The organism is Streptomyces sp. SLBN-8D4 (assembly GCF_049739545.1).
Taxonomy (GTDB): Bacteria; Actinomycetota; Actinomycetes; order Streptomycetales; family Streptomycetaceae; genus Streptomyces; species Streptomyces canus_C.
The window spans coordinates 6,154,825-6,180,296 of record NZ_JBMGQC010000001.1 but is presented as its reverse complement, the minus strand read 5'-3'; the positions used below and the strand labels follow the sequence as shown (position 1 = coordinate 6,180,296).

The window sequence follows — 25,472 nt, the reverse complement described above, 5'->3', positions numbered from 1 at the left end:
GCACTCGGGGTCGGCCGTTGGGCGTATCGGCGGCACTGAGTGCCGCCAACTTGCTCATCCTGCCCCTCTCCACCCGCTTCCGGAAGGGCTGTGTGATCCACGTGACTCATTTGATCGATCATTTTTTGTGCTGCCTCACCATTGACGCTCGTCACCGGCCCGCGAGCCGGAAGTCCAGCGCCGTGCACCGCCGTCCCGCGGACACCGTGCGCACCGCCTGACCGATGGCCTTGCGCGAACCGACCAGGACGACGAGCTTCTTCGCCCGGGTGACCGCCGTGTACAGCAGGTTCCGCTGGAGCATCATCCAGGCGCTGGTGGTGACCGGGATCACCACGGCCGGATACTCGCTGCCCTGGGAACGGTGGATGGTCACCGCGTACGCGTGGGCCAGTTCGTCCAGTTCATCGAACTCGTACGGCACCTCCTCGTCCTCGTCCGTCAGCACGGTCAGGCGCTGGTCGACGGGGTCGAGCGAGGTGACGACGCCCACGGTGCCGTTGAAGACGCCGTTGGCGCCCTTCTCGTAATTGTTGCGAATCTGGGTGACCTTGTCGCCGACCCGGAAGACCCGGCCGCCGAACCGCTTCTCGGCGAGGTCGGGGCGGCCCGGCGTGATGGCCTGCTGGAGCAGGCCGTTGAGGGTGCCGGCGCCCGCGGGGCCCCTGTGCATGGGGGCGAGCACCTGGACGTCCCGGCGCGGGTCGAGGCCGAATTTGGCCGGAATCCGACGGGCCGCCACGTCCACGGTGAGCCGGCCGACCTCCTCGGTGTCGTCCTCGACGAAGAGGAAGAAGTCCTTCATGCCCTCGGTGACGGGGTGCTGCCCGGCGTTGATCCGGTGCGCGTTGGTGACGACACCGGACTGCTGGGCCTGGCGGAACACGCGCGTGAGGCGCACCGCGGGGACCGGGCCGCCCTCGGCGAGCAGATCCCTGAGGACCTCCCCCGCGCCGACGCTGGGCAGCTGGTCGACGTCCCCGACGAACAGCAGGTGCGCACCCGGAGGCACCGCCTTCACCAGCTTGTTGGCGAGCAGCAGGTCCAGCATGGAGGCCTCGTCGACCACCACCAGGTCGGCGTCGAGCGGGCGGTCCTTGTCGTAGGCCGCGTCGCCGCCGGGCTTCAGCTCCAGAAGGCGGTGGACGGTGGAGGCCTCGGCGCCGGTGAGCTCGGCGAGACGCTTGGCGGCGCGCCCGGTCGGGGCGGCCAGGACGATCTTGGCCTTCTTGGCGCGGGCGAGCTCCACGATCGAGCGCACGGTGAAGGACTTGCCGCAGCCGGGGCCGCCGGTGAGCACCGCGACCTTCTCGGTCAGCGCGAGCCTGACGGCGGCCTCCTGCTCGGGCGCGAGCTCGGTGCCGGTACGGGACTTCAGCCAGCCCAGCGCCTTGTCCCAGGCCACGTCACGGAAGTCCGGCATCCGGTCCTGGTCGGCGCGCAGCAGGCGCAACAGCTGGGCGGAGAGGGAGAGTTCGGCGCGGTGGAAGGGAACCAGGTAGATGGCGGTGACCTCATGGCCGTCGGGGCCGGGGACCTTCTCGCGCACGACGCCTGGATCGCCCGAGTCCTCGTCGGGCAGGGCGAGTTCGGCGAGGCACTCGATGACCAGGCCGGTGTCGACCTGGAGGAGCTTGACCGCGTCGGCGATCAGCCGTTCCTCGGGGAGGTAGCAGTGGCCCTGGTCGGTGGACTGCGAAAGGGCGTACTGGAGACCGGCCTTCACCCGCTCCGGGCTGTCGTGCGGGATGCCGACGGACTGGGCGATCTTGTCGGCGGTGAGGAAGCCGATGCCCCAGACGTCGGAGGCGAGCCGGTAGGGCTGGTTCTTCACGACGGAGATCGAGGCGTCGCCGTACTTCTTGTAGATGCGCACGGCGATGGAGGTGGACACCTCGACGGTCTGGAGGAAGAGCATGACCTCCTTGATCGCCTTCTGCTCCTCCCAGGCGTCGGCGATCTTCTTGGTGCGCTTGGGTCCGAGGCCGGGCACCTCGACGAGCCGCTTCGGCTCCTCCTCGATGATCTTCAGGGTGTCCATGCCGAAGTGCTGGGTGATGCGGTCGGCGAAGACGGGCCCGATGCCCTTGACGAGCCCCGATCCGAGATAGCGGCGGATGCCCTGGACGGTGGCGGGCAGGACGGTCGTGTAGTTCTCGACGGTGAACTGCTTGCCGTACTGCGGGTGGGAGCCCCACCGCCCCTCCATCCGCAGGGACTCCCCCACCTGGGCACCGAGCAGCGCGCCGACGACGGTGAGGAGGTCGCCGCCGCCTCTGCCGGTGTCGACGCGGGCGACCGTGTAGCCGTTGTCCTCGTTGGCGTACGTGATGCGCTCCAGTACGCCTTCGAGTACGGCCAGCCGCTGTTCGCCCGTGGGGTTCCCCGCCTGTTGAGCCATGATCCGACGGTATCGGCTCGCACTGACAGCACCGAAGGTCCGGCGGAGTCGTACCGGCCGTGGGCGCCGGGCCGCCGAACGCGGTGGTTGATAGCCTCGTCGCGGGTACGACGCCGGCCCGGCGCCGGGCCCGAACAGCCAGAGAGCCCCACCCGTCCGTGGTGGCCTCCGCGGACCTTCAGGGGCGAGGCTCCTGGTGTGGTGTCCGTAGGCCCTGGCTGACTCGTCAGTCGGGGCCCACACACGTCAGGACCGGAACTTCCACACCCACGCGACCAGGATGATCACATCGCAGGCCGCCGAGATCCTCTCCGAGGAGAGATGTGGTCGCACCCGTTCCTTCCACCGATCTCGCAACCAGTCCTTCAGTTTCAAGATCGGCTCCTCTCCGGCCGTGAGGCCGTCGATGCGGGATGGCGTCCCGCGCCGCTGAGGTCACGTCCGCGCCCTCACGTGTTGGGGGCGAACACGCTTCTACCATCCCCCCATTGACCGAGGAGAGTGCACTCGGGGTCGGCCCTCGGGCCGTCCGGCGACACCGAGTGCCGCCAGGGGTGGCACGGCGAGATGGGGATCCGGAGGGCCCGCCCGCGCTCCGCCCACCTTCGTCACGATCAGGTCTCGGGATGCGGCCGGGGTCTTGCCAACTGCCGTGTAATCGATTCCAATCCTCGGTACACGAAGTCGTGTAATCGATTCCACAAGGAGGTGGAGCGGCGATGGCGAGCATCAAGGACGTCGCTGCCGAGGCGGGGGTCTCCGTCGCCACGGTGTCGCGTGTGCTCAACGACCATCCGTCGGTCAGCGCGGACGCACGCACCCGCGTGCTGGCCGCCGTCGAGACCCTGGGCTACCGCCCGAACGCCGTCGCCCGCTCCCTGCGCACCGACCAGACCCACACCCTCGGCCTGGTCATCAGCGACGTGCTGAACCCCTACTTCGGCGAGCTGGCCCGCTCCGTCGAGGAGGAGGCCCGCACGCTGGGCTACAGCGTGATCATCGGGAACGCCGACGAACGCCCGGATCTGCAGGACCACCACGTACGGAACCTGCTGGACCGGCGGATCGACGGACTCCTGGTCTCCCCCACCGACGGCGGCTCCCCGCTGATGCTGGACGCCGTGCGCGCGGGGACGCCGATGGTGTTCGTGGACCGCTGGATCCCGGGTGTGGCCGTGCCGGTGGTCAGGGCCGACGGGCGGGCCGCCGTGCGCGATCTCGTCGCCCATCTGCACGGCCTCGGGCACCGCAGGCTCGCCATCATCGCCGGGCCCGCCGCCACCACGACCGGCCAGGAGCGCGTGGCGGCCTTCCGCGAGGCCCTCCAGGCGTACGGCCTGGAGCTGCCCGAGGCCTACATAGGGCAGGGCGACTTCCAGGCCGAGAGCGGGCGGCGCGTCACCGAGGGCTTCCTCGACCTGCCCGAGCCGCCCGAGGTCGTCTTCGCGGCCGACAACCTGATGGCGCTCGGCGCGCTGGACGCCGTACGCGCGCGTGGGCTGCGCGTGCCGGAGGACCTCGCCCTGGCCGCGTTCGACGACATCCCGTGGTTCGTGCACACCGATCCGCCGATCACCGCGATCGCCCAGCCCACGGGCGACCTGGGACGGGCCGCCGTGCGCGCGCTCGTCGACCGCATCGAGGGGCGGCCGCCCGAGTCGGTCACTCTTCCCGCCCGTCTGGTCGTCCGCCGCTCTTGCGGCGAGAACCCCAACCCTGTGCAAAGGAGCACGTCGTGAGCAACGAGGACGAGTTGCTGCGCATCGAGGGCATACGGAAGTCCTTCCCCGGCGTGGTCGCGCTCGACGGCGTCGACTTCGACCTGCGCCGGGGCGAGGTGCACGTACTGCTCGGCGAGAACGGCGCCGGCAAGAGCACGCTGATCAAAATGCTGTCGGGCGCCTACCACCCCGACGAGGGCCGCGTCCTGGTGGACGGCGAGGAGGTGCACATCCGCGGGGCGCAGGACGCCGAGCGGCTGGGCATCGCCACCATCTACCAGGAGTTCAACCTGGTACCGGATCTGACGGTCGCCGAGAACATCTTCCTGGGCCGGCAGCCGCGCCGCCTCGGGATGATCGACCGGAAGCGGATGGAGGCCGACGCCGAGGTGCTGCTCAAGCGCGTCGGTGTCAACGTCTCGCCACGCGCGCGTGTCCGCGAACTCGGCATCGCCCGGCTCCAGATGGTCGAGATCGCCAAGGCGCTCTCGCTGAACGCGCGTGTGCTGATCATGGACGAGCCGACCGCGGTGCTCACCTCCGAGGAGGTCGACAAGCTCTTCGCGATCGTGCGCACCCTGCGCGAGGACGGTGTCGGCGTCGTCTTCATCACGCACCACCTGGAGGAGATCGCCGCGCTGGGCGACCGGGTCACGGTCATCCGGGACGGGAAGTCCGTCGGGCAGGTGCCCGCCACCACGCCCGAGGACGAGCTCGTACGCCTGATGGTGGGGCGGTCGATCGAGCAGCAGTACCCCCGCGAGCGCGGCGACACCGGGGCGGCCCTGCTCAAGGTCGAGGGCCTCACCCGGGACGGCGTCTTCCACGACATCGGCTTCGAGGTGCACGCCGGTGAGGTGGTCGGCATCGCCGGGCTGGTCGGAGCCGGCCGTACCGAGGTGGTGCGGGCCGTGTTCGGCGCGGACCCGTACGACAAGGGAAGCGTGAAGGTCGCCGGGTCCGCCCTCAGGAGCCATGACGTGGGCGCGGCCATGGCGGCCGGGATCGGCCTCATCCCCGAGGACCGCAAGGGCCAGGGCCTGGTGCTCGACCAGACCGTCGAGGAGAACCTGGGCCTGGTGACCATGCGGGCCGCCACCCGCGCGGGGCTCGTCGACCTCAAGGGGCAGCGCGAGGCCGCCGCCCGGATCGCCGGGCAGCTCGGGGTGCGGATGGCGGGCCTGCACCAGCACGTCCGGACGCTGTCCGGCGGCAACCAGCAGAAGGTCGTCATCGGCAAGTGGCTGCTCGCCGACACCAAGGTGCTGATCCTCGACGAGCCCACGCGCGGGATCGACGTCGGCGCCAAGGTCGAGATCTACCAGCTCATCAACGAACTCACCGCGGCCGGTGCCGCCGTCCTGATGATCTCCAGCGATCTGCCCGAGGTGCTCGGCATGAGCGACCGGGTGCTGGTGATGGCCCAGGGCCGGATCGCCGGCGAACTCGACGCCGACGAGGCCACACAGGACTCCGTGATGGCACTCGCCGTCAGTACGAACACCGTCAAGACCGAGAAGGAGGCCCGTGGTGGCCACTGACACGCTCAAGAGCGGGGCGAGCGCGGGTGGCCTGCGCCGTCTCCTGCTCGACAACGGCGCGCTGACCGCGCTGATCGTCCTCGTCATCGCCATGTCGGCGCTGTCCGGCGACTTCCTGACCACCGACAACCTGCTCAACGTCGGCGTCCAGGCGGCCGTGACCGCCATCCTCGCCTTCGGTGTGACCTTCGTGATCGTCTCGGCGGGCATCGACCTGTCGGTGGGGTCGGTCGCGGCCCTGTCGGCCACCGTGCTCGCCTGGAGCGCGACGCAGCACGGAGTACCGGTCTTCATAGCGGTGGTCCTCGCCGTCGTCACCGGCATCGCGGCCGGCCTCGTCAACGGCTTCCTGATCGCGTACGGCAAACTCCCGCCGTTCATCGCGACGCTGGCCATGCTCTCCGTCGCCCGCGGTCTGTCGCTGGTGATCTCCGAGGGCTCCCCGATCGCCTTCCCCGACTCGGTCTCGCACCTCGGTGACACGCTCGGCGGCTGGCTGCCGGTGCCCGTCCTCGTGATGGTCGTCATGGGGCTCCTCGCGGCCTTCGTGCTGGGACGGACGTACATCGGCCGCTCCATGTACGCGATCGGCGGCAACGAGGAGGCGGCGCGCCTCTCCGGTCTCCGCGTGAAGAAGCAGAAGCTCGCCATCTACGCCTTCTCCGGTGTGTTCGCGGCCGTCGCTGGTGTCGTGCTCGCCGCCCGGCTGTCCTCGGCGCAGCCACAGGCCGCCGACGGCTACGAGCTGGACGCGATCGCCGCGGTCGTCATCGGCGGCGCCTCGCTCGCGGGCGGCACCGGCAAGGCGTCCGGGACGCTGATCGGCGCGCTGATCCTGGCGGTGCTGCGCAACGGCCTCAACCTGCTGAACGTGTCCGCGTTCTGGCAGCAGGTCGTCATCGGTGTCGTCATCGCGCTGGCGGTGCTCCTGGACACCCTGCGCCGCAAGGCCGGGGCGACCCCGGTGGCCGGTGCCCCGCAGGGCGGCAGGGGGCGCCAGACGGCGACGTACGGTCTCGCGGCCGTGGTCACCGTGGCGATCGTCGGCGCGACCTCCTTCCTGCACAACGACTCGTCCTCGACGGCGAACCCGAAGGTGGGCCTGTCGCTGTCGACCCTCAACAACCCCTTCTTCGTGCAGATCAGGACGGGCGCCCAGGCCGAGGCGAAGAAGCTGGGCGTGGACCTGACCGTCACGGACGCCCAGAACGACGCCTCCCAGCAGGCCAACCAGCTCCAGAACTTCACCAGTTCGAGCCTCGGCGCGATCATCGTCAACCCGGTGGACTCGGACGCGGCGAGCAACTCGGTGAAGGCCGCCGACAAGGCGAACATCCCGGTGATCGCAGTGGACCGGGGCGTCAACAAGGCGTCGGTGGACGCCCTCGTGGCCTCCGACAACGTGGCCGGGGGTGAGCTGGCCGCCAAGACCATCGGCGAGAAGCTCGGCGGCAAGGGCAAGATCGTGATCCTCCAGGGCCAGGCGGGCACGTCCGCGGCCCGTGAGCGCGCCGAGGGCTTCGCCAACGGACTCAAGGCGTACCCGGGCATCCAGGTCGTCGCGCAGCAGCCCGCCGACTTCGACCGCACCAAGGCCTCGACGTGATGTCGAACCTGCTCCAGGCCCACCCGGACGTCCAGGGCGTCATCGCCGCCAACGACGAGATGGCGCTCGGCGCGATCAAGGCGCTGGGCTCCAAGGCCGGCAGGTCGGTCTCGGTGGTCGGCTTCGACGGCACTCCGGACGGCCTGAACGCGGTGAAGAACGGCACCCTGTTCGCATCCGTGGCACAGCAGCCCTCCCAACTCGGCAAAATCGCGGTGGACAACGCGCTCAAGGCCCTTCAGGGCAAGAAGGTCGAGGAGACGATCAAGGTGCCGGTGAAGGTGGTCACGAAGGAGAACGTGGCCGGCTTCACGGGCTGACGACGGCGCACGGGCGGGCGGTCGCGCAGGCCGCCCGCCCCGCGTCACTGACTAGGGGAGTCATTCATGTACGACTACGACCTTCTGGTCGTAGGGTCGGCCAACGCCGACCTGGTGATCGGCGTGGAGCGGCGGCCGGCGGCCGGCGAGACGGTGCTCGGCTCGGACCTGGCCGTGCATCCGGGGGGCAAGGGCGCCAACCAGGCGGTCGCGGCGGCCCGGTTGGGCGCGCGTACGGCGCTGCTGGCCCGCGTCGGCGACGACGGGCACGGCCGGCTGCTGCTCGACTCGCAGCGGGCGGCCGGGGTCGACACGGTGGGGGTGCTGGTGGGCGGGGCGCCGACGGGGGTCGCGCTGATCACCGTCGACCCGTCGGGGGACAACAGCATCGTGGTCTCGCCGGGCGCCAACGGGCGTCTGACGCCGGGGGACGTGCGGGCCGCGGTCAGCCTCTTCCACGCCTCCCGGGTGGTGTCGACCCAGCTGGAGATCCCGCTGGAGACGGTCCTGGAGGTCGTACGGAACCTGTCGCCGGACAGCCGGTTCGTGCTGAACCCGTCGCCGCCGCGGCCGCTGCCCACCGAGGTCCTGGCCGCCTGTGATCCGCTGATCGTCAACGAGCACGAGGCGAAGGTGATCCTCGGGGACGCGTGCGTGAGCGACGAGCCGGAGGACTGGACGCGGCTGCTGCTCGCGAAGGGGCCGCGGTCGGTGGTGGTGACGCTGGGTGCGGAGGGGTCTCTCGTGGCGTCCTCGTCCGGGGGCGTGACACGGGTGGCGGCGGTGAAGGTGGACGCCGTGGACACGACAGGCGCGGGGGACGCCTTCACGGCGGCGCTGGCGTTCCGGCTGGGGGCCGGGGCCGGACTGGCGGAGGCGGCCGCGTACGCGTCCCGGGTCGGGGCGGTCGCGGTGACCCGGAAGGGTGCGCAGGACTCCTTCCCCACCGCGGAGGAGGTCGGGGCGCCGTGAAGAAGGCCGGAATACTCAACCGTCAGCTCTCCGGCGCGCTGGCCGAGCTGGGGCACGGGGACGGGTTGCTGGTGTGCGACGCCGGCATGCCGATCCCCGACGGGCCGCGCGTGGTGGACCTGGCCTTCCGGGCCGGGGTGCCGTCCTTCGCGGAGGTCCTCGACGGGCTGCTCGCCGAGCTGGTCGTGGAGGGGGGCACGGCGGCCGCGGAGGTGCGGGACGCCAACCCGGCGGCCGCGGAGCTGCTGGACGCCCGCCTCCCCGCACTGCGCCTGGTCTCCCACGAGGAGCTCAAGGTGCTGTCGGCGGGCGCGCGGCTCGTCGTGCGCACGGGCGAGGCACGGCCGTACGCGAATGTGCTGCTGCGCTGCGGGGTCTTCTTCTGACACCCGCCCGTTCTGGCAACCGCCCGCGGAGATGTTTCGAGGGGCCCGGTCGATGGACCGGGCCCCTCGGTTTTCCCTCCCCGTCAGAACCCCCGCGATCCCCCCGGATCCCCCTCCAAGAGTCCTGATGCCAAGTACGACCGGCCAGGTGGGGAAAGGGTTGTACGGTCTTCCGGATTTTTTTGTCCGTGCCCGCGGGAGACCTTCAAAGGGTGTGGGTCACGAACCGTTCGGCGGTCTCGGCGAGCACCTCGCGGCCGTCGCGGGCCCACAGCGCGTCGTTGAACAGCTCGACCTCGATGGCGCCCGTGTACCCGGCCGCCTCGACGTACCGCTGCCACTCCCGCATGTCGATCGCGCCGTCACCGATCTGCCCGCGGCCGTTCAGCACGCCCTCCGGCAGCGGGGTCGTCCAGTCGGCGAGCTGGAAGGTGTGGATACGGCCGCCGGCGCCCGCGCGGGCGATCTGCGCGGGCGCGTTGTCGTCCCACCAGATGTGGTACGTGTCCACCGTGACGCCGACCTGCCGGGCGGGGAAGCGCTCCGCGAGGTCGAGGGCCTGGGTGAGCGTGGAGACCACACAGCGGTCCGCGGCGTACATGGGGTGCAGCGGCTCGATGGCCAGCCTCACCCCGTGGTCCTCCGCGTACGGGCCCAGGACGGACAGCGCGTCCGCGATGCGCTCGCGGGCGCCGTGCAGGTCCTTCGAACCGGCCGGGAGGCCGCCCGAGACCAGGACGAGCGTGTCGGTGCCGAGCGTGGCCGCCTCGTCGACCGCGCGGCGGTTGTCGTCCAGGGCCGCGGCCCGCTCGTCCGGGTCGATCGCCGTGAAGAAGCCGCCGCGGCACAGGGTGGTGACGGTCAGCCCCGCGTCGCGGACCAGCTTGGCCGTCTCCTCGACGCCGTACGACCGGACGGGCTCGCGCCACAGGCCGAGGCTGCCGATGCCCAGCTCACGGCAGGCTTCGACCAGTTCCGGCAGGGACAGCTGCTTGACCGTCATCTGGTTGATGGAGAAGCGGGACAGGTCGGTCACTGGGTCACCCCGTACAGGGACAGCAGGTTCTTCATGCGCTCCTCGGCCAGTTTCGGGTCCGGGAACAGGCCCAGGCCGTCGGCGAGTTCGTAGGCGCGCGCGAAGTGCGGGAGGGAGCGGGCCGACTGGAGGCCGCCGACCATCGTGAAGTGCGACTGGTGGCCGGCCAGCCAGGCCAGGAACACCACGCCCGTCTTGTAGAAGCGGGTGGGGGCCTGGAAGAGGTGGCGGGACAACTCGACCGTGGGGTCGAGGAGTTCGCGGAAGCCCTTGGCGTCCCCGGTGTCCAGGACGCGGACCGCCTCGGCCGCGAGCGGGCCCAGCGGGTCGAAGATGCCGAGCAGGGCGTGGGAGAAACCCTGGTCGTCGCCCGCGATCAGCTCGGGGTAGTTGAAGTCGTCGCCGGTGTAGCAGCGCACGCCCTGCGGGAGCCGGCGGCGGATGTCGATCTCGCGCCGGGCTTCGAGGAGCGAGACCTTGATGCCGTCGACCTTGTCCGGGTGTGCGGCGATGACCTGGAGGAACGTGTCCGTGGCCGCGTCGAGGTCGCTGGAGCCCCAGTAGCCTTCGAGCGCCGGGTCGAACATCGGGCCCAGCCAGTGCAGGACGACCGGCTCGGTGGCCTGGCGCAGGAGGTGGCCGTAGACCTCCAGGTAGTCCTCGGGGCTCCTGGCCGCCGCGGCAAGCGCCCGGGAGGCCATCAGGATGGCCTGGGCGCCGGACTCCTCGACGAGGGCGAGCTGCTCCTCGTAGGCGGCGCGGACCTCGTCCAGGGTGGCCGGGCCGGTGAGCTGGTCGGTGCCGACACCGCAGGCGATGAGCCCGCCGACCGACTTGGCCTCGGCGGCGCTGCGGCGGATCAGCTCGGCCGCGCCCGCCCAGTCCAGGCCCATCCCGCGCTGGGCGGTGTCCATGGCTTCGGCGACCCCGAGCCCGTGCGACCACAGGTGGCGGCGGAAGGCGAGGGTGGCGTCCCAGTCGACGGCGGCCGGGGAGTCCGGCGTCGCGTCGGCGAACGGGTCGGCGACGACGTGGGCCGCCGAAAAGACCGTACGGGAGGTGAAGGGGGTGCCCGGGGTGGCGGCGAAGGGCTCCTCGCGGGGCTCGTAGGCCCTGAAGCCGCCCTGGAAGTCGGGGAGTTGAATGATCACTGGGAGCCTCCGAGGATGACACAGCCGTCGAACCGAGTGGCAATCGAACCCCTGCGGAGCAGGAGCGGGTATGACGAGTTACCGTCAGGGCGATTCGCTGTCCTGCTCGGTATCGGGGCGCCCCGCCTCAAGGCGGTACACGATTTCCGAGTTGAGAGACCGCCGAGTGGATTTGGCCTGGGCGACGAGCCATGCGTGAAGCTCGGCAGGCAGTCTGAGCGTGATGCGTACTTCATGGTCCATGACCTCAACTGTAGTGCCAGCGTGGTGTCATGACGACACCACATACGGCCCGAGGGGCCGAACACGCCCGGTACACCTACCGGCTTCGTGTGTCGTCGACAGCTTGCGCGGCGCTTCGCGGGGAGTGGAACCGGTGCCGATGGCTCTGGAACGAGTGCGTAGCCCGGTCGAAGAAGGCCTATGCCGCGGGCGAGACGTGCGGCCCGGCCCAGCTGGACAAGATGCTGACCGCGGCCCGGTCGACCACTCCGTGGTTGGCCGAAGCCTCTTCGGTACCGCAGCAACAGCTCATCCGGGACTTCGGCAAGTCCCGCGCGAAGGCACAGAAGGACATCAAGGAACAGGTGCCGATGCACCGGCGAGCCGGGATGCCGCAGTACAAGAGGAAGCGCGACTGTTTGCCGACGCTGAACTACACCCGGCGCGGGTTCCGCCTCAAGGGCGGCTGCCTGCAGCCGGCGGGCGGGATCGCACTGACGGTGGTGTGGTCGCGGGAACTGCCCGCCGACCCTTCCTCGGTGCGCGTGTATCAGGACAGCGTTGGCCACTGGTACTGCTCGTTCGTGGTTACCGCCGAGGTGCAGCCGCTGCCACGCACCGATGCTGTGCTCGGCGTCGACTGGGGTGTGAAGGAGACCGCGACCACCACTTCGGTCGCACATGATCTGCCACACGCCCAGCACGGGAAGAAGGCGCAGGCCAAGCTGGCCCAATACGACCGGATGATGGCCCGGCGCAAACCGAAGAAAGGGCATGCCGCCTCCGACGGGTACCGTGAGGCGAAGAAGCGGCGTGCGAGGATCTGCCAGAAGATCGCCCGGCAGCGTCAGGACACCGGCCGTAAGTGGGCGAAGAAGGCTGTGCGCGACCATGACGCCATCGCCCTCGAGGACTTCAAGCCGAAGTTCCTCGCCAAGTCCTCCATGGCACGCAAGGCCGCGGACGCCGCCATCGGCGCCACGAAAAAGGCCCTGATCGAAATGGGCCGCAAGCATGCACGGGACATCCGTCTCGTGCACCCCGCGCACACCACCATGGACTGCGCATCGTGCGGAGCGAGAACCAAGCACGCGCTTCCTCTTTCGGAACGTACCTACACCTGCACCGCGTGCGGCGTCGTATCCCCCAGGGACAAGAACTCCGCCCGCGTGATGCTTGTCCGGGCTGGTCTGAACCCGGCTGGCGCTGAGGGCCTAAGACCTCCGGGAGCGCAGCTCCCGGAGGCAGCCTGAGCCAGGAATCCCCTTCCTCCCGGGAGGGGAGCGGTCAAAGCGAGATCTCCGGGACGTCGAGACGGCGGCCCTCCGCCGAGGACTTCAGGCCCAGTTCGGCGAGCTGGACACCGCGGGCGCCGGCGAGGAGGTCCCACTGGTAGGGGGCGTCGGCGTAGACGTGCTTGAGGAAGAGCTCCCACTGGGCCTTGAAGCCGTTGTCGAACTCGGCGTTGTCCGGGACCTCCTGCCACTGGTCGCGGAAGACCTCGGTGGCGGGGATGTCCGGGTTCCAGACCGGCTTCGGGGTGGCGGAGCGGTGCTGGACGCGGCAGTTGCGCAGACCGGCGACGGCCGAGCCCTCGGTGCCGTCGACCTGGAACTCGACGAGCTCGTCGCGGTTGACGCGGACGGCCCAGGAGGAGTTGATCTGGGCGATGGCGCCGCCGTCGAGCTCGAAGATGCCGTAGGCGGCGTCGTCGGCGGTGGCGTCGTAGGGCTTGTCGTTCTCGTCCCAGCGCTGCGGGATGTGGGTGGCGGTGAGGGCCTGGACGGTCTTCACCCGGCCGAAGAGCTCGTGGAGCACGTACTCCCAGTGCGGGAACATGTCGACAACGATGCCACCGCCGTCCTCGGCCCGGTAGTTCCAGCTCGGGCGCTGGGCGCTCTGCCAGTCGCCCTCGAAGACCCAGTAGCCGAACTCGCCGCGGATCGAGAGGATACGGCCGAAGAAGCCGCCGTCGATGAGGCGCTTCAGCTTGAGCAGGCCCGGCAGGAAGAGCTTGTCCTGGACGACGCCGTGCTTGATGCCCTTGGCCTCGGCGAGGCGGGCCAGTTCCAGGGCGCCGTCGAGACCGGTGGCGGTGGGCTTCTCGGTGTAGATGTGCTTGCCGGCGGCGATCGCCTTCTTGATGGCCTCCTCGCGCGCGGAGGTCACCTGGGCGTCGAAGTAGATCTCGACGGTCGGGTCGGCGAGGACCGCGTCCACGTCGGTGGAGATGTTCGCCGGGTCCAGGCCGTGCTGCTCGGCGAGGGCCTTCAGCGCGTGCTCACGGCGGCCCACGAGGATCGGCTCGGGCCACAGCACGTTGCCGTCGCCGAGGTCGAGACCGCCCTGCTCGCGGATCGCGAGGATCGAGCGGACGAGGTGCTGGCGGTAGCCCATGCGCCCCGTCACACCGTTCATGGCGATACGCACCGTCTTGCGTGTCACGTCATTCCCTTCATAGGAGTCGTACGCGGTTGTGCGCGCCGCGCACGCCCTACTGATGAGCGTTACAGCAAGCGCTTTCTATCCAAGGAGAAGCTAGCCTCTCACCAGCGGTCTGGACAAGCCCGCGAACGGGGTGAGTTGTTCGAGGGGGCGAACAACTGGGAGCAGGGGGCTTAAGGTCGGCTCGGAACCGGGCCCTGGGGGCCCGCGTGTACGACGGAGTACGACTGAGATGCGCTGAGGCACGCCCGGGCACCACGCCAGGGCACGCCGAGGCGCGCAACCGGAGGACGACGAGATGACGGTGACCCTGGCGGACGTGGCGGCCCGCGCCCAGGTCTCCCCCGCGACGGTGTCGCGCGTACTGAACGGGAACTACCCCGTGGCCGCGTCCACCCGCGAGCGGGTGCTGCGGGCCGTGGACGAGCTGGACTACGTGCTGAACGGACCGGCCAGCTCGCTCGCCGCCGCCACCTCGGATCTCGTCGGCATCCTCGTGAACGACATCGCCGACCCCTTCTTCGGGATCATGGCCGGTGCGATCCAGTCCGAGATCGGGGGGCCGGGCGGCCGCGCGGGCGGTGAGCGGCTCGGGGTCGTCTGCAACACCGGGGGTTCCCCGGAACGGGAGTTGACGTATCTCACCCTGCTCCAGCGGCAGCGGGCGGCGGCGGTCGTCCTGACGGGCGGGGCGACTGAGGCCGCGTCGCACCAGGCCGCGATGTCCGCCAAGCTGCGGAAGCTGGCGGACGCGGGGACGCGGATCGTGCTGTGCGGGCGGCCGCCGGCGCCGGAGACCGGGGCGTTCGCGCTGACCTTCGACAACCGGGGCGGGGGCCGCGAGCTGACGGAACACCTCATCGGGCTCGGACACCGCCGCCTCGGGTACATCGCGGGCCCCGAGGAGCGGACGACCACCCGGCACCGGCTGGAGGGACACCGGGCGGCGCTGGCGGCGCACGGCATCGAGGAGGACCCCCGCTGGACCGTGTACGGCCGCTACGACCGCCGATCCGGGTACGAGGCCACGCTGGAGCTCCTGCGGCGGGACCCTTCGCTGACGGCTGTGGTGGCGGCGAACGACTCCGTCGCCCTGGGGGCATGCGCGGCGCTGCGGGATTCGGGGCTGCGCATTCCGGACGACGTGTCCGTCGCCGGGTTCGACGATCTGCCCTTCAGCATCGACGCGGTACCGGCGCTGACGACGGTGCGGTTGCCGTTGGCGGAGGCGGGGGCGCGGGCGGGCCGGATCGCGATGGGGCGGGAGGAGCCGCCGCCCGGGGGGATCGCGACCGTGCGGGGCGAGTTGATGGTTCGGGGGTCTTCGGGGGCGCCTCGGGGTTGAGGGTGCGGGGGGCGTCGGGGGCGCCTCGGGTCAGGCGTCGGCGGCAGGGCCGCTGACGTGCTCCCCGTCTTCGAGGGCCTGGGTGTCGTCGGCGAGGATCTCCAAGCGGTAGAGCCAGTCCTCGAAGTCGTATCCGTCGGGGAACCCGGAGTCGTAGGGGCCGGCGTACCCCTGGAGCATGAGGCGAGGGTGCGCCGGAACCGGGAGGCGGTGAGGCGGCCGCGCTCGTCCGGGGGGATGACGTCGGTGCGGCCCAGACGTCGGCATTCGGTGTCGACCAGGTGACAAACACGGCGAGGTCCCTGGCGATCTGGCCGTCGGTGCGTGCCTCCCCGCGGCGCCTGGTGGGTAGACCCGTGCTGTCGGACCCGCCAGGATCACGCGGTGCACCCCAGGGGACGCCACACTGGCCCTACGTCCAGGCCGTCGACGACGCCCTCACCCATCGGGGTATCCCGCCAGGCACCGTCGGGCCGGCCACCACGGCATGGGGCGCGGCCTGACCACTTGCATGACGCTCGCCTGGGACGTCTCCCGCACCAGCGGCCAAGGCGGGATCCGGCTCGACTGGGAGGAACGCCAGGGCTGGTACTACGCCCTGACCGGACTCAACTCCTACGACGTGCTGCTCTACACCGTGATCACGGCCCTGCGCACGCCCATCGCGGACCCGGAGCGGGTGGCCGACGTGGCGGAGGAACTGGTGCGCTTCCGCAGGCTGCCGGACGTGGAGTACCGGGAGGAGTGGGACGGCGCGCAGGAGGTGCGGGCGGCAGCGGACGACTTCCGCCGCGGCCGCCTGGGGCTCGGTCCCCTCCGGCTACGGAAGGACGGCACCGCTCCGAGAGAGGGAGCGGGCCGGGTGGGCAGCTGACGATCGACACCCAGGCCGACACCTATGAGCAGGCGGTCGAGGTGGTGCGGGCCGCATACGGGCGCGGTGCGACGGCGTAAAGGTTGCCCGACCTCATGCGGCGTCTGGCACGATCCCAGCGCGCATGGGCGGACCTCGTGTGTGCGTCCATTTCACAGCGTGTGGTTCAGCCAGCGTTGCAGGGTGGTGTTGATGCTGGGGGGCAGGGTGCTGAGCTGGTCGATGGCGTCGCGGTCTTCGGGCCGGGGCGGGATGCCGGCGGCGGTCAGTGCGGCGTGCAGGGCCAGGCGGCGCTGGTCGCGGGGGGTGATGAGGTTGCTGAGGCGCTCGGCGGGGTTGGGCGGCGGGAGCAGGCAGTCGGTGTCCTGCCCGGCGGCCGGGGGCCAGGCCGTCTCTGCCGGGTCGGCGGCGTAGGGGTCGACGAAGGTGTGCGGCGTGTGGTGGTCAAGGGCAAGGCTCACGTCGGTCTCCTTCAGCAGGGAGTGGATGTGCAGGGGGAGAGCCCCAGACGGCTGTGTGTGGTTGCGGTTGCCGGGCGATGTCACGCCGACGGCGTCATCGGCGGCTCATCGTCTTCTCCGACCAGTACAACTGCAGGCCGGCCGCGCCTGACCAGCCGCCCGTAGGCAACGGCACCGGCGCGGAGTCCGAGCGCTGTTACACACTCACGGGTGAGGGTCGTGCAGCTGCTGGGGTGGTGTGTCCTGGTCGTCGCGGGGGACGGTCAGGGCCCCGCACGGGATCTCTCATGGCGGGGCGTCAACTTCGCGCATACGCCGCATGAATGGACGATACAAGCGACAGTCACAGCAATGCGGATGAACAGCAACGGACCGCCCGTATCGCGTTCCCCACCTGCACGACACGGCCATGGTGTGGGTGTGCGGCCGACCGGCCGCCACCCGCACACCGCACCAACCCGCCCCACCCGCTCTGCTGTCAGGGCCCCGGGACGGGCGGGTGCCCGTACAGCCTGGGGGCCTTGTGTCTTCTTCCACGGTGACCGCCCGTCGCCTGTCCGCCGCCGCTCTCGCGGCCGCCGCGATCGTCGGAGCAGTCGCGCTGCCGGCGTCGGCCGCCGACCACGCCCGGCCCGACCGCACGAAGGTGGAGATCAGCGCGGTCCAGTACGACTCACCCGGCTGGGACGACCGTTCGCGGCGCTCGCTGAACAAGGAGTGGGTGGAGCTCACCAACACCTCCCGCCGCACGGTCAACCTCGACGGCTGGACTCTGACGAACGAGGACGGCGACACCTACACCTTCGACCACTACCGCCTTGAGGGGCGTGCCACGGTCCGCATCCACACCGGCAGTGGCCACGACACCGACAGCGACCTCTACTGGGACCGCAACAACGAGGTGTGGGACAACCACACCGACACCGCCACCCTGCGCAACGACCACGACCGCTTCATCGACGACGCGTCCTGGGGCCACCACCGCCACGGTGGCCGCCACCACTGACCTTGTTTCCCACACCCGCGGCTCGAGGTGATGCCGCGGGGCGACGGAGGGCCCGGCCGGCTCGCCCGGCCGGGCCCTCCGTCGCTCAGGCGCGCCAGTCGGGCCTTTGCCGACGCCTGCAACCAAGCCGGCGTCCGCCAGATGAGCGCGATCGGCTCCAGCGCGGGCAACGCGCTCGCCGGGTCCTTCAACGCGACGTTCAAACGCGAGACGCTCCAGGCCCCAAGTACTGGTCCAGTGAGTGCGGAGGCATTCGGCCGGCTGCACACTACGTTGACGCCAGCGGGACAACCCGTGTCCGGAATTCGGCGTCAAGACCCATCGCTACTTGAGCTCATCGGCCGTGTAGTAACCGTCCCGGATCAGAACGTCATAGTTGGTCTCGTCGAGGCTCTGCGGCTGCAGCAAGTAGGCGGGCACGTTCTTGACGCCGTTGTTGTAGTCACGTCTGTTGTTGACCCGCGGACGCCTGTCCTTGAGTATGTCGTCGACCATCTCTGCGGCGGCCCCGGCGAGTTCGCGGACGTCCTTGTAGACGGTCTCCGACTGCTGACCCGCGATGATCGACTTCACCGAGGCAGGCTCGGCGTCCTGACCGGTGATGACCGGGAGCCCGCTGCCGGAGCCGTAGCCGTCCGACTTCAACGCGGACAGGACCCCCCTGGAGATGCCGTCATACGGCGACAGGACCGCGTCGACCTTCTTGCTGTGGTACCACGTGGCGAGGATGCCGCTCATGCGCTTTTCCGCAGTGGGCCCGTCCCAGCGCAAGGTGGTGATCCGGCTGAGCTTGGTCTGACCCGAAGGGACGACCAACTGCTTGCTGTCCAGGAACGGCTGCAAGCGCGCCATCGCACCTTCGAAGAAATATTTGGTGTTGTTGTCGTCGGGGGAGCCGGCAAACAGCTCGATGTTGAAGGGGCCCTTGCCGTCCTCCAGTCCGAGCTTCTTGATGATGTGGGAAGCCTGCATCCGGCCGACCATCTCGTTGTCGAAGGAGACGTAGTAGTCGACGTTCTTGGTGCCGAGGATGAGCCGGTCGTAGGAGATCACCGGAATGTGCGCAGCGGCGGCCTCTTGAAGCACGCCGTTCAGCGACTTGGCGTCGATGGCCGCGATGATCAGTGCGTCGACGCGCTGCTTGATCAGGTTCTCGATCTGGGAGACCTGGGCTTTCGGGTCGTCGTCGCCGTAGACCAGCTTGGCCTTGTACCCCTTGCCCTTCAGGTCCTTGACGATGCTCCTGCCATCGGTGAGCCAGCGGTCGGAGGACCGGGTCGGCATGGCGACGCCGACGGTACCGCCCACGGACGTGCCCTCGGAGCTGCGCACGCTGCTCTGGCCGCAGGCGGACGCGGTAAGGGCGAGAGAGACGGCTCCGGCGAGGGAGGCGAGGGCGGTTCTTCGGTTGAACATGGCGATCGTTCCTTGTCCTTCTCATCGTTCTCATCGTTGAGGAATTGCGGCGGACCAGACGTCGAGGGGGAAGTGGTGGAGCGAGCCGGGCGCTCGGCAGGCAGGTCGAGAGCGAGTCGGAGCGCTGTTCGCGCGCTGTGGCAGGGGCAGGCCTCGCAGACGAATGCCGTACGGGCAGAACCCCGGGCGGACCGGACTTCGGACTGAACGGTGCACCGGAGCGGATCAGTTTCGGCGCCCTCGCCGGTCCGCACGCAGCAGCCGAGGTCGTTGGGGTCTTGGTGCACGGGTTTCAAGGCGAGCGAGCAACCGGCGAACCTGGCTCGCACGGTTGCGATCAGGCCGGCCCGGCACGTTGCTCGAGCCGGTGCTCAGACGCCTCGGCATCTCGTACATCGCCGATCAGCGCGTTGCTACGGCCTGGCATCGCCGACTCTCGTGCTCCCTTTGCCGGCGTGCTCCTGTACCTACGTCGGGCTGCGCTACGGCGTTCCGGCCACGTGCGTGCTGATTCCGGGGGTGCACAGGGCAATCGCCTTTCGCGTGTTCGAAATATCGACAAACGTTCGGAAGTTGGCGTGACAGTAAGGGGCCGTGTACGGGGTGTCAACGGTACGAACTGGAACGGTTACAGAGAGATGTTCAAAGCCGCTTTCGGCCTCCACACGGAGCAGAGGGGGCGTGGCGATGCCGATCGTGGCGACCACGCTGGAGCTGTTGCGCGAGCACGGCCCGGCCGGGCCCGCGTTCTGGCGCTTCGGCCGCGACGGCCGACAGAACCTCTGGGACGCGACCGGCAACCCCCGCCGGGACGCCGCCCTCGCCCGCCGGTACGAAGAGGCGCGGCGCCGTCCCGCGCAGGAAGCAGCCGAACGCGCGGCGCAGCGCCCGGTGTGCGCCGACTGCGGGCAGAAGTTCACCGACGACCGGTGGAAAGCCGGCATCGCGGTCGACTGGGGCCGCGGGGACAGCCACCCGCACCTGCGGCCGGGTGGCGGAGCCGTTTGCGTGGCGACCGTCACCCCCGACATATGCTCCCCCTTCACCGATGAGTTCCGCGCCCCACCTCGGTCTGCAATGCCGTAACCGACCAGCCAGGAAATGGAGTGAGTCCCATGCGCATCGTCGTCAGTGAGTTCATCAGTCTGGACGGGGTCGTACAGGCGCCGGGCGGGCCCGAGGAGGACACCGACGGCGGGTTCGCGCACGGCGGCTGGTCGCACCCGTACTTCGACCCGGAGGTGCTCGGCCCGGCGTTCACGGAGGGGATGGAGCGGGCCGAGGCGCTGCTGTACGGGCGGCGGACGTATCTGACGATGGCGGGTGCCTGGCCGGAGCGTGCCGGGGACCCGTTCGCCGACCGGCTGAACTCCCTGAAGAAGTACGTCGTGACGGACACTCTCGGCGACTCCGACCTGACCTGGAACAACACCGAGCGCATCCCCGGCTCCGAAGCCGTCGCGCGGATCCGTGAGCTGCGCGAGCGCGAGGGCGGCGAGCTGGCGATGATGGGCAGCCCCACCCTCGTCCGCACCCTGATCAGCGAGGGGCTCGTCGACGAGCTCCAGCTGATCGTGATGCCGGTGCTGCTCGGCGGCGGCAAGTCGATCTTCCCGGAGGACGGCGCGAAGCGGCCGTTCGAGCTGGTGTCGACCGTCAGCGGGAAGACCGGCGTGCAGGTGTGCGTGTACCGGCCGGCCGCCGAGGGGTAGCCGCGGCGGGCGCGGACGTCCTACGCTCAGCCCATCGATATCTCTGACTGAGTCAAGCATCCGGGGGTCGCCCGATCATGACCGTCCAGGACATCCGCGCCTTCAACCGCTTCTACACGAACGTCATCGGCGCCCTCGACTACAGCCGCCAGCTGTACGCGCCGTACACCCTGACCGAGTCCCGCGTCCTGTACGAGCTGGCCCACTCGCCGCGCACCGACGCGGCCGACCTGCGCACCGAACTCTCGCTGGATGCCGGGTACTTGAGCCGGATCCTGAACAAGTTCGAGCAGGACGGGCTGATCGAGCGCACGACCTCGGCCCGTGATCCGCGCCGACGCCGGGTCACGCTCACCGCACGCGGCCGGGAGACCGCCGCGCTGCTCGCCGAGCGCGCCGACGAGTCCGTGGGCGCGCTCCTCGCGACCGTCCCCTCCGCCGACCGGCCCAGGCTCTCCGAGGCGATGCGGACCGTCCGCACCCTCCTCTCCGACGGCCGCCCTCCCCGTCGCGAGGACGTCCTGCTGCGCGAGCCGGGCCCCGGCGACCTCGGGTGGATCGTGGCCCGGAACGCGGCCCTCTACGCCGCCGAGTACGGCTTCAACGCCGACTACGAAGCGCTGGTCGCGAGGATCGTCGCCGACTTCGCGGAGGACCACGATCCGCATCTGGAGCGGGTGTGGATCGCCGAGCTGGACGGGCGGCCGGTGGGGTGCGTGATGTGCGTACGGGACGACGCGCCCGCCACCGCCCGGCTGCGGCTGCTCCTCGTCGAGCCCGAGGCGCGCGGGCTCGGCATCGGGGACCGGCTGGTGTCGGCCGTCGTCGACTTCGCGCGCGGTGTCGGCTATCGCGACCTGGTGCTGTGGACCAACGACGTGCTCACCGCCGCCCGCCGCGTCTACCAGCGGCACGGTTTCGTCCTGGCCGCCGAGAAACCCCACCGCTCCTTCGGCAAGGACCTGAACGGGCAGGACTGGCGACTGGAGCTGACCGGGACGCGAGAGTGAGGGGGCGGTCAAGAGACGGCCCGGCTCATCCGGGCGCCCGGCTGGACCTCACCGACCCCACCGGGCGAGAGTAGGGCGCATGAAACTGGCGTTCTCCACCCTCGGTGTCCCCGGCCTCCCCCTCACCGACGTGCTGCGGCTCGCGAGCACGCACGGCTATCACGGAGTAGAACTGCGCGCGCATCCGGAGGAGCCGGTGCACCCCGGTATCGGGCTCGCCGAACGGGCCGACGCGGTCGCCGAGTTCAAGGCGGCCGGCGTGGAGGTGCTGGGGCTGGCCGGGTACGCGCGCGTGGCCGCCCCCGGCGACGACGAACCCGTGATCGAGGAGATCCACCGCCTCCTGGACCTCGCCCGCGACCTCGGCGCCGGCTTCGTACGCGTCTTCCCCGGCGCCGCCTCCGACCAGTCCCGCGAGGATGCCGACGCCACGGCCGCCCGGCGGCTCGGTACGGCCGCGGAGTACGCCGGCGACCTCGACGTACGCATCCTCCTCGAAACCCATGACTCGCACCGCACGGCCGCCGACGCGATCCGTGTCCTCGGCCCCGTAGGCCACCGTCAGGTCGGCGCGCTCTGGGACGTCATGCACACCTGGCTCGGCGGCGAACAGCCCTCCGAGACCTACGCGGCCCTCGCCCCGCACCTCGGATACGTGCAGGTCAAGGACATCGCCTCGGCCACGGACACCACCCCGGTCGCGCTCGGCACCGGTGTCCTGCCGCTCGCGGAGTGCGTGGAGGTCCTGTCCCGGCACGGCTGGGACGGCTGGCTGTGCTGGGAGTACGAGAAGCGCTGGTACGAGGCGGCCGCGCCGCTGGAGGAGCTGCTGGACGCGGGCCGCGAGCACCTGGCCAGGCTCCTGAACGACTCCGCCTGACGCGATTATTCGGTGGCCCCGGCGGGGACGGCCCGGTACCGTCCCCGGGTGCCTCAGCCCGCCCCTCCCCCGCTGCCCGTGTCATGAGCCTCAGCCGTACGTTCCTCGATGTACGGCCGCTGCGCACCTCACCCGTCTTCCGGCGGCTGCTGTTCGGGCGCACGGTGTCCACGCTCGGCACCTTCATGACCATGGTGACGGTCATGTACCAGGTGTGGGCCATGACCCACAGCACGGTCTGGAGCGGTGCGGTCGGGATAGCCGCAGCTTCTTTCGGAATTTCACCCCAGGACAAACTTTGCTCGCTTCGCCTGAGCCACATACATGAACTCACAGCGTGGAATCGAGCCGGGCTCCCCAGCGCACAAAAAGTCCACAGGTCAGGATATGGATGCCTGATTACGGTGCCGGGTGAGGCTGTCGAGCAACCAACCAGCGCGCGAGGGCCGCTATTACCCCCGCCGCGCCACGAATCCCGCCACCCGCTCCTCCAGCCGTCCCCGGCATTCCGGCCACTCCCGGACCGTGACGGAGAAGATCGCCGAGTCCCGCAGCTGTCCGTCCTCGCCGGGTGCCCAGGAGCGGGACCAGTTGCGCAGGATGCCCTCAAAGCGGGCGCCGACGCTCTGGATCGCGGCGCGTGAGCGGGCGTTGCGGGCGTCCGTCTTCAGGTCGACCCGGGAGACGCCCCATGTGTCGAAGGCGTGCCGGAAGAGCAGCAGCTTCGCCTCGGCGTTGATGCCCGTGCCCTGCGCAGAGGCTCCCAGCCAGGTGAACCCGACCTCGACGGCGTCGAGCCGGTCGTCCGAGCGCCAGCACCGCGGCTCCCAGAACGACGTGGTCCCCACCGCCCGACCGGTCGCCACCGACACCTGCGCGTAGGGCGCCAGCCGTCCCGTCGCCGCCCGCGCGAGCTGTGCGTCGACGTAGTCACCGACCTCGTGGGCCCTGGGCACCCAGGTGTACGCGTACGTGCCGCGGTGCTCCTCCGCCGCCACGGCCAGGTCCGCCGTGTGTCCGTGGTCCAGCGGTTCCAGGCGCACCAACGCGCCTGCCAGGACCGGCCCTTCCAGCTGGAAACCCAACGCCCGTTCACCCCCTGATGCCTCTGCGCAGCTCCGCGAACGCCTCGTGGAAACCGGGGAAAGTCTTCCGTACGCAGCCGGGGTCGTCGAACGAGATTCCCGGCACCCGGAGGCCGGTGACAGCGAAGGACATCACGATGCGGTGGTCGCCGTGCGTCTCGATGCGCGTCTCGGCCGAAGGCGCGGTCCCCGGGTGGATCTCGATCCAGTCCGGGCCCGTGGCCACCCGCACGCCCAGCCGCCGCAGGTTCCGCGCGCAGGCCTCAAGGCGGTCGCACTCCTTCACCCGCGTGTTGGCCACGTCCTCGATGCGGACCGGGCCGGTGGCGAAGGGGGCGATCGCCGCCAGCGTCGGCATGGTGTCGGAGATGTCCCGCATGTTGGCCGTCAGGCCGCGCAGTTCGCCGGTGCCCCGGACCGTGGTGGCGTCGGCGCCGACGGACACGTCCGCGCCCATCCGCCGCAGGACGTCCACGAAGCCGAGGTCGCCCTGGAGCGCGCCCGTGCCGAGCCCCGGGACCGTCACCTCGGCGCCCGGGGTCAGCGCCGCCGCCGCGAAGAAGTAGCTCGCCGTGGACGCGTCCGGCTCGATCGCGTAGGTCGTGGCGCGGTAGCCGCCCGGCGGGACCACGAAGACGTCGCCCTCCCTCGCCGCCTCCACGCCGAACGCCCGCATCATCGCGAGGGTGATCTCGACGTACGGCGCCGACACCAGGTCGGTGACGCGGATGCGCAGGCCCCGCCGGGTGAGGGGGCCGAGGAGCAGGAGCGCGGTGAGGTACTGGGAGGACTCGCCCGCGTCCAGCACCACCTCCCCGCCGTCGACGCCCGCCGCCCGCACGGTCAGCGGATGATGCCCCTCCGCCTCCTCGTGCCGCAGGTCCACCCCCAGGTCGCGCAGCGCCCGTGACAGCGGCAGCAGCGGACGCCGGCGCATCTGGGGCGACGCGTCGAAGCGGTACATGCCGTGGCCGGCCGCGGCCAGGGTGGGCAGGAAGCGCGCGGTGGTCGCGCCGTCACGGCAGTACACGTCGGCCTCGGCGACCGCCGGTCCCTGCGGGCGGCCGTCCACCCGCCAGACGTCCGGCGCACGGCCCACCCGGTAGCCGAGGCGCACCAGTCCCTCGGCGAAGCCCTCCGTGTCGTCCGAGCGCAGGGGGCGTACGAGGGTGCTCACGCCGTCGGCCGCGGCGGCCAGGAACAGGGCGCGGGCGGTGAGGGACTTGGAGCCGGGGAGGGAGAGGGAGAGGGACCGCGGGGCGGGCGTGTCGACGGGCATGCCCCTCATGATCGCCGCAGGACCGCCCCGGACGCCGGCACGTCCACGGGATGGACCTCGGAGTTCACCCAGGACCGGCGGACGGGCAGACGGGCAGACGGGGGGGCGGCAGACCGGCAGACACCGGCGGACGGCCAAGGCAGACCGGCGGACCGGCAGTCGGCGCTCACCCGCTCGGGCGTCGCCGCTTCCACCGGTCGTCCGGCAGCGGTGACTTCCGGTCCGTCTGCACCTGGAGTTCGTAGTACGAGTCCGCGGCCGTGCCGTGCCACACCTCGTCGTGCGCCGCCAGCGCCCCGCGCAGGGCCCCGCCCGCCGTCCCGCGGCGGCGGACGTGACGGGCCAGCAGTGCGAGGAGGGCCATGGTCACGCCGACACCGGCGAGGACGGTCAGCAGCGGCAGCAACTGGCTCATGCGCCGACCCTACGCCGGAGGCACGGTCGGCCCAATGAGCCGACTCATCCGTCCCGTTGGCCCCGGCCTCACCAACTTGGGGAAATCGGGCCCGAGCCGGGAACCTCGCCCCGCCTCCGCTCGTCCAACCCGCAAGCTGCCGGAGAGTCACCGCGGTACGGCGTCGGCCTCGCTGCTGGCTGCGAACG

At 70.6% G+C, this 25,472-nt stretch carries 23 protein-coding genes and 2 pseudogenes; 14 read left to right on the top strand and 11 right to left on the bottom strand.

Annotation, left to right across the window (positions count from 1 at the left end):
- Window positions 1-151: 151 nt before the first annotated feature.
- Window positions 152-2,401, bottom strand: a complete 2,250-nt coding sequence (locus RKD20_RS28120) for an ATP-dependent RecD-like DNA helicase (protein ID WP_424880139.1) — start codon at window positions 2,399-2,401, stop codon at window positions 152-154.
- Window positions 2,402-3,120: 719 nt separating this feature from the next.
- Between RKD20_RS28120 and RKD20_RS28115 the strand changes: the two genes are divergently transcribed.
- The 5 genes and pseudogenes from RKD20_RS28115 (at window position 3,121) to rbsD (ending at window position 8,947) form a co-directional block, all read left to right on the top strand.
- Entirely contained in the window at window positions 3,121-4,140 is a 1,020-nt protein-coding gene (locus RKD20_RS28115) for a LacI family DNA-binding transcriptional regulator (protein ID WP_424880138.1), read from the top strand.
- Window positions 4,137-5,663: a sugar ABC transporter ATP-binding protein gene (locus RKD20_RS28110; protein WP_424880137.1), complete on the top strand. Its 1,527-nt coding sequence runs from the start codon at window positions 4,137-4,139 to the stop codon at window positions 5,661-5,663. The genes RKD20_RS28115 and RKD20_RS28110 overlap by 4 nt, the downstream gene beginning before the upstream one ends.
- Window positions 5,653-7,589, top strand: a pseudogene (locus tag RKD20_RS28105) (substrate-binding domain-containing protein). Before RKD20_RS28110 ends, RKD20_RS28105 begins: the two are co-directional and overlap by 11 nt.
- Window positions 7,590-7,655: 66 nt before the next feature.
- Window positions 7,656-8,561 carry a ribokinase gene (locus RKD20_RS28100; RefSeq protein ID WP_424880136.1) on the top strand — a complete coding sequence of 302 codons (906 nt, stop codon included), beginning with the start codon at window positions 7,656-7,658 and terminating at the stop codon, window positions 8,559-8,561.
- On the top strand, window positions 8,558-8,947 hold the full coding sequence (gene rbsD / locus RKD20_RS28095; RefSeq protein ID WP_424880135.1) for a D-ribose pyranase: 390 nt from the start codon (window positions 8,558-8,560) through the stop codon (window positions 8,945-8,947). The genes RKD20_RS28100 and rbsD overlap by 4 nt, the downstream gene beginning before the upstream one ends.
- Before the next feature lie 205 nt (window positions 8,948-9,152).
- Here the strand turns inward: rbsD and RKD20_RS28090 are convergent, their stop codons facing one another.
- The 3 genes from RKD20_RS28090 to RKD20_RS28080 all read right to left on the bottom strand — a co-directional run bounded on the left by RKD20_RS28090 (window position 9,153) and on the right by RKD20_RS28080 (window position 11,377).
- Complete coding sequence (locus tag RKD20_RS28090) at window positions 9,153-9,983, bottom strand: sugar phosphate isomerase/epimerase family protein (RefSeq protein WP_424880134.1); 831 nt, start codon at window positions 9,981-9,983, stop codon at window positions 9,153-9,155.
- Window positions 9,980-11,134, bottom strand: coding sequence for a dihydrodipicolinate synthase family protein (locus RKD20_RS28085; RefSeq protein WP_424880133.1), 1,155 nt, complete (start codon window positions 11,132-11,134; stop codon window positions 9,980-9,982). Before RKD20_RS28085 ends, RKD20_RS28090 begins: the two co-directional genes overlap by 4 nt.
- An 84-nt stretch (window positions 11,135-11,218) precedes the next feature.
- On the bottom strand, window positions 11,219-11,377 hold the full coding sequence (locus RKD20_RS28080; RefSeq protein WP_424880132.1) for an Arc family DNA-binding protein: 159 nt from the start codon (window positions 11,375-11,377) through the stop codon (window positions 11,219-11,221).
- A gap of 29 nt (window positions 11,378-11,406) precedes the next feature.
- Here RKD20_RS28080 and RKD20_RS28075 point away from each other — a divergent pair, with 29 nt between their 5' ends.
- Complete coding sequence (locus RKD20_RS28075) at window positions 11,407-12,609, top strand: RNA-guided endonuclease InsQ/TnpB family protein (RefSeq protein ID WP_424880131.1); 1,203 nt, start codon at window positions 11,407-11,409, stop codon at window positions 12,607-12,609.
- Window positions 12,610-12,643: 34 nt separating this feature from the next.
- Here the strand turns inward: RKD20_RS28075 and RKD20_RS28070 are convergent, their stop codons facing one another.
- Window positions 12,644-13,801, bottom strand: coding sequence for a Gfo/Idh/MocA family protein (locus RKD20_RS28070; RefSeq protein ID WP_424880130.1), 1,158 nt, complete (start codon window positions 13,799-13,801; stop codon window positions 12,644-12,646).
- 298 nt (window positions 13,802-14,099) lie between these two features.
- Here RKD20_RS28070 and RKD20_RS28065 point away from each other — a divergent pair, with 298 nt between their 5' ends.
- Entirely contained in the window at window positions 14,100-15,146 is a 1,047-nt protein-coding gene (locus RKD20_RS28065; protein WP_424880129.1) for a LacI family DNA-binding transcriptional regulator, read from the top strand.
- 30 nt (window positions 15,147-15,176) lie between these two features.
- Here the strand turns inward: RKD20_RS28065 and RKD20_RS28060 are convergent, their stop codons facing one another.
- A complete protein-coding gene (locus RKD20_RS28060) occupies window positions 15,177-15,326 on the bottom strand; it encodes a hypothetical protein (protein WP_424880128.1) in 150 nt (49 codons plus the stop codon).
- 331 nt (window positions 15,327-15,657) lie between these two features.
- Here RKD20_RS28060 and RKD20_RS28055 point away from each other — a divergent pair, with 331 nt between their 5' ends.
- The gene (locus RKD20_RS28055; RefSeq protein WP_424880127.1) at window positions 15,658-16,020 is read left to right on the top strand and encodes a hypothetical protein; all 363 of its coding nucleotides are present in this window, start codon (window positions 15,658-15,660) and stop codon (window positions 16,018-16,020) included.
- A 152-nt stretch (window positions 16,021-16,172) separates the two neighbouring features.
- Here RKD20_RS28055 and RKD20_RS28050 read toward each other — a convergent pair whose 3' ends face one another.
- Window positions 16,173-16,481, bottom strand: coding sequence for a hypothetical protein (locus RKD20_RS28050; RefSeq protein WP_424880126.1), 309 nt, complete (start codon window positions 16,479-16,481; stop codon window positions 16,173-16,175).
- A 538-nt stretch (window positions 16,482-17,019) separates the two neighbouring features.
- Between RKD20_RS28050 and RKD20_RS28045 the strand changes: the two genes are divergently transcribed.
- On the top strand, window positions 17,020-17,487 hold the full coding sequence (locus tag RKD20_RS28045; RefSeq protein ID WP_424880125.1) for a lamin tail domain-containing protein: 468 nt from the start codon (window positions 17,020-17,022) through the stop codon (window positions 17,485-17,487).
- A gap of 324 nt (window positions 17,488-17,811) precedes the next feature.
- Here RKD20_RS28045 and chvE read toward each other — a convergent pair whose 3' ends face one another.
- Window positions 17,812-18,903, bottom strand: a complete 1,092-nt coding sequence (gene chvE / locus RKD20_RS28040) for a multiple monosaccharide ABC transporter substrate-binding protein (protein ID WP_424880124.1) — start codon at window positions 18,901-18,903, stop codon at window positions 17,812-17,814.
- A gap of 681 nt (window positions 18,904-19,584) precedes the next feature.
- On the opposite strand from chvE, the gene RKD20_RS28035 reads away from it, so the two are divergent.
- The 5 genes and pseudogenes from RKD20_RS28035 to RKD20_RS28015 all read left to right on the top strand — a co-directional run.
- Window positions 19,585-19,989: a hypothetical protein gene (locus RKD20_RS28035; RefSeq protein WP_424880123.1), complete on the top strand. Its 405-nt coding sequence runs from the start codon at window positions 19,585-19,587 to the stop codon at window positions 19,987-19,989.
- Between the two features lie 29 nt (window positions 19,990-20,018).
- Window positions 20,019-20,615: a dihydrofolate reductase family protein gene (locus RKD20_RS28030; protein WP_424880122.1), complete on the top strand. Its 597-nt coding sequence runs from the start codon at window positions 20,019-20,021 to the stop codon at window positions 20,613-20,615.
- A gap of 77 nt (window positions 20,616-20,692) precedes the next feature.
- A complete protein-coding gene (locus RKD20_RS28025; protein ID WP_424880121.1) occupies window positions 20,693-21,625 on the top strand; it encodes a bifunctional helix-turn-helix transcriptional regulator/GNAT family N-acetyltransferase in 933 nt (310 codons plus the stop codon).
- A gap of 79 nt (window positions 21,626-21,704) precedes the next feature.
- Window positions 21,705-22,505, top strand: a complete 801-nt coding sequence (locus tag RKD20_RS28020) for a sugar phosphate isomerase/epimerase family protein (RefSeq protein ID WP_424880120.1) — start codon at window positions 21,705-21,707, stop codon at window positions 22,503-22,505.
- Between the two features lie 83 nt (window positions 22,506-22,588).
- Window positions 22,589-22,774, top strand: a pseudogene (locus RKD20_RS28015) (MFS transporter); the annotation flags it as partial.
- Between the two features lie 183 nt (window positions 22,775-22,957).
- On the opposite strand, the gene RKD20_RS28010 reads toward RKD20_RS28015, so the two are convergent.
- The 3 genes from RKD20_RS28010 to RKD20_RS28000 all read right to left on the bottom strand — a co-directional run bounded on the left by RKD20_RS28010 (window position 22,958) and on the right by RKD20_RS28000 (window position 25,284).
- Window positions 22,958-23,590: a GNAT family N-acetyltransferase gene (locus RKD20_RS28010; protein ID WP_424880119.1), complete on the bottom strand. Its 633-nt coding sequence runs from the start codon at window positions 23,588-23,590 to the stop codon at window positions 22,958-22,960.
- Window positions 23,591-23,597: 7 nt separating this feature from the next.
- Window positions 23,598-24,869 (bottom strand): 3-phosphoshikimate 1-carboxyvinyltransferase, encoded by a 1,272-nt coding sequence (aroA, locus tag RKD20_RS28005; RefSeq protein ID WP_424880118.1) that lies wholly within the window; start codon window positions 24,867-24,869, stop codon window positions 23,598-23,600.
- Between the two features lie 166 nt (window positions 24,870-25,035).
- On the bottom strand, window positions 25,036-25,284 hold the full coding sequence (locus RKD20_RS28000) for a hypothetical protein (protein ID WP_424880117.1): 249 nt from the start codon (window positions 25,282-25,284) through the stop codon (window positions 25,036-25,038).
- Between the last annotated feature and the right edge of the window lie 188 nt (window positions 25,285-25,472).

What these genes read in the sequence shown, in the direction of transcription:
- RKD20_RS28080 (WP_424880132.1), bottom strand. Translation starts at nt 11,377, where the DNA reads ATGGACCATGAAGTACGCATCACGCTCAGACTGCCTGCCGAGCTTCAC.
- RKD20_RS28065 (WP_424880129.1), top strand. Translation starts at nt 14,100, where the DNA reads ATGACGGTGACCCTGGCGGACGTGGCGGCCCGCGCCCAGGTCTCCCCC.
- RKD20_RS28115 (WP_424880138.1), top strand. Translation starts at nt 3,121, where the DNA reads ATGGCGAGCATCAAGGACGTCGCTGCCGAGGCGGGGGTCTCCGTCGCC.
- RKD20_RS28100 (WP_424880136.1), top strand. Translation starts at nt 7,656, where the DNA reads ATGTACGACTACGACCTTCTGGTCGTAGGGTCGGCCAACGCCGACCTG.
- RKD20_RS28075 (WP_424880131.1), top strand. Translation starts at nt 11,407, where the DNA reads ATGACGACACCACATACGGCCCGAGGGGCCGAACACGCCCGGTACACC.
- RKD20_RS28020 (WP_424880120.1), top strand. Translation starts at nt 21,705, where the DNA reads ATGAAACTGGCGTTCTCCACCCTCGGTGTCCCCGGCCTCCCCCTCACC.
- RKD20_RS28030 (WP_424880122.1), top strand. Translation starts at nt 20,019, where the DNA reads ATGCGCATCGTCGTCAGTGAGTTCATCAGTCTGGACGGGGTCGTACAG.
- RKD20_RS28000 (WP_424880117.1), bottom strand. Translation starts at nt 25,284, where the DNA reads ATGAGCCAGTTGCTGCCGCTGCTGACCGTCCTCGCCGGTGTCGGCGTG.
- aroA (WP_424880118.1), bottom strand. Translation starts at nt 24,869, where the DNA reads ATGCCCGTCGACACGCCCGCCCCGCGGTCCCTCTCCCTCTCCCTCCCC.
- RKD20_RS28060 (WP_424880128.1), bottom strand. Translation starts at nt 15,326, where the DNA reads ATGCTCCAGGGGTACGCCGGCCCCTACGACTCCGGGTTCCCCGACGGA.
- chvE (WP_424880124.1), bottom strand. Translation starts at nt 18,903, where the DNA reads ATGTTCAACCGAAGAACCGCCCTCGCCTCCCTCGCCGGAGCCGTCTCT.
- RKD20_RS28025 (WP_424880121.1), top strand. Translation starts at nt 20,693, where the DNA reads ATGACCGTCCAGGACATCCGCGCCTTCAACCGCTTCTACACGAACGTC.
- RKD20_RS28055 (WP_424880127.1), top strand. Translation starts at nt 15,658, where the DNA reads ATGACGCTCGCCTGGGACGTCTCCCGCACCAGCGGCCAAGGCGGGATC.
- RKD20_RS28120 (WP_424880139.1), bottom strand. Translation starts at nt 2,401, where the DNA reads ATGGCTCAACAGGCGGGGAACCCCACGGGCGAACAGCGGCTGGCCGTA.